Below are 1,623 nucleotides of genomic sequence, written 5' to 3'. Positions count from 1 at the left end.
GTCCGGTGCTTTACAAGCCTGAACGATCTGCTGTTTAAATTCAGCACTGTATGTTCTTCGTTTTTTCGCAAGAGATGCGATGGATGTCTGATTATTTGTAGTCATAAATTTAAGTCCCCACTTGTTTCTAAGTGGGGACTAAATTAAGGCTTATAGGATGAATTCAGAAGGTGTGTTCAGCGGACGCTTACTTTGATGACGCTGAATCTGTATAGGTAAATGATCTACTTCTACATCATGAAAGATGGACTTTACCTACACGTAGAGTCCATTGAATATGAATCTGACTATCACTCTGTATCTGAGATAACAGGGCAAGCAGCTACACGTTATAGCTGGGTAAAAGACCAGGATCTAGCAGTACGCTTTATTGATCGGAATGAAGCCAATACCTATCTAGCTAAATTGCCTAGAAAGCCTTTCTTTCGTAATGCTGAAGTGAAATAAAAAGCCCCAACACTAAGTCAGGGCTTCTATTTAAAATTAGTAATGAAAACGACATTGAACGATACTAATCCGTTCATCTGTAACTTCGTAAACCAATCTATGCTTTTCGTCTATTCTTCGACTCCAAAATCCTGAAAGGTTCGCTTTCAGTGGTTCAGGCTTCCCTGTACCTTCAAATGGAGTTCTTTGGCACTCTTTAATCAAAGCATTAATACGCTTTAGTACCTTTTTGTCCTGAGCTTGCCAATAGATATAGTCTTCCCAAGCATTATCAGTCCACTCGATGTTACGATTCGTCATCCTCAATTAACTCCCGTTGCTGTGTTTTTGAAGCACGTAACTGAGCAATTGATTCATTTAAACGAGCAGCGTTGTTCGGAGATGAAAGAAGATATAGTGTCTCCATTAAGCTGTCATAGTGTTCTTGACCCATAACAACGGCATGTTGACCTTCTTTTCTCGTAATGACTGCTACGTCTGCATCTTCAATAACTGTATCTAAAACGGATTTTAGATTGTTACGTGCATCTGTATATGTGAATATTTGCATATTAATCATCCATTACGTTTAGTCACCGACCACCGTAATCACCATTAGCAAAGGGTTTCAGCCTTTTGCTAATGGAACCAGTAGAGCAGATAGTCACCGACATCTGCTTTCCAAACAGTCACCGACCATTTGTAGAAGAAATTGTACAGAATATTGTACATATTGTAAAGCCCCTAATCTGTAAAGACTAAGGGCTAATTGTTCCAATCCGAGTTTAGATTAGATATAAATAAAACATTGAAAGTAAGATACTGAGAAGATAATGAAAAACATCTATCAAGTGCTGTTAGCTGAATTTTCAAGTCCTGTTGCTCTAAGCACTGGAATTAGAAAACAACCATTCACCGCTTATAGTGAAAATGGAAAGTTTATGATTCTGAATGCAAAACAAAAGGAGCGTTCAGTAACAGAGAAAGAAACCAAGAACTTTTATGAAGAGTTCACGAAAACTGGAAGTATATCTACTCAAACTTATCAAAACCTCACACGTAATTCATCTGGCACTGTTGCAAATAGAGATTTGAGTCGATGATGTTCCCTTTAAAAAGTACTTAGAGACCGAAAACCCTGTTGATTAGACACACTTCACCCTGAGGCTGACCATAATAAAATGACGATGCTTGTCC

General features: G+C 38.3%; 4 protein-coding genes and 1 pseudogene. 2 read left to right on the top strand and 3 right to left on the bottom strand.

The features are described 5' to 3' along the window. Positions 1-219 precede the first annotated feature (219 nt). On the top strand, positions 220-447 hold the full coding sequence (locus HX743_RS15995; protein ID WP_178319672.1) for a hypothetical protein: 228 nt from the start codon (positions 220-222) through the stop codon (positions 445-447). 36 nt (positions 448-483) lie between these two features. Here the strand turns inward: HX743_RS15995 and HX743_RS15990 are convergent, their stop codons facing one another. Further along, positions 484-747: a Txe/YoeB family addiction module toxin gene (locus HX743_RS15990; RefSeq protein ID WP_178319671.1), complete on the bottom strand. Its 264-nt coding sequence runs from the start codon at positions 745-747 to the stop codon at positions 484-486. Next, positions 734-997 carry a type II toxin-antitoxin system Phd/YefM family antitoxin gene (locus HX743_RS15985; RefSeq protein WP_178319670.1) on the bottom strand — a complete coding sequence of 88 codons (264 nt, stop codon included), beginning with the start codon at positions 995-997 and terminating at the stop codon, positions 734-736. Before HX743_RS15985 ends, HX743_RS15990 begins: the two co-directional genes overlap by 14 nt. Before the next feature lie 262 nt (positions 998-1,259). Between HX743_RS15985 and HX743_RS15980 the strand changes: the two genes are divergently transcribed. Then, complete coding sequence (locus HX743_RS15980) at positions 1,260-1,529, top strand: hypothetical protein (protein ID WP_178319669.1); 270 nt, start codon at positions 1,260-1,262, stop codon at positions 1,527-1,529. Between the two features lie 19 nt (positions 1,530-1,548). On the opposite strand, the pseudogene HX743_RS15975 reads toward HX743_RS15980, so the two are convergent. Beyond that, a pseudogene (locus HX743_RS15975) lies at positions 1,549-1,623 on the bottom strand (IS6 family transposase); the annotation flags it as partial.

Source organism: Acinetobacter sp. Swhac1 (genome assembly GCF_013390985.1).
Classification (GTDB): Bacteria; Pseudomonadota; Gammaproteobacteria; order Pseudomonadales; family Moraxellaceae; genus Acinetobacter; species Acinetobacter towneri.
Note: the sequence above shows the minus strand (reverse complement) of the source record. Positions and strands in the feature narration are given on the sequence as shown.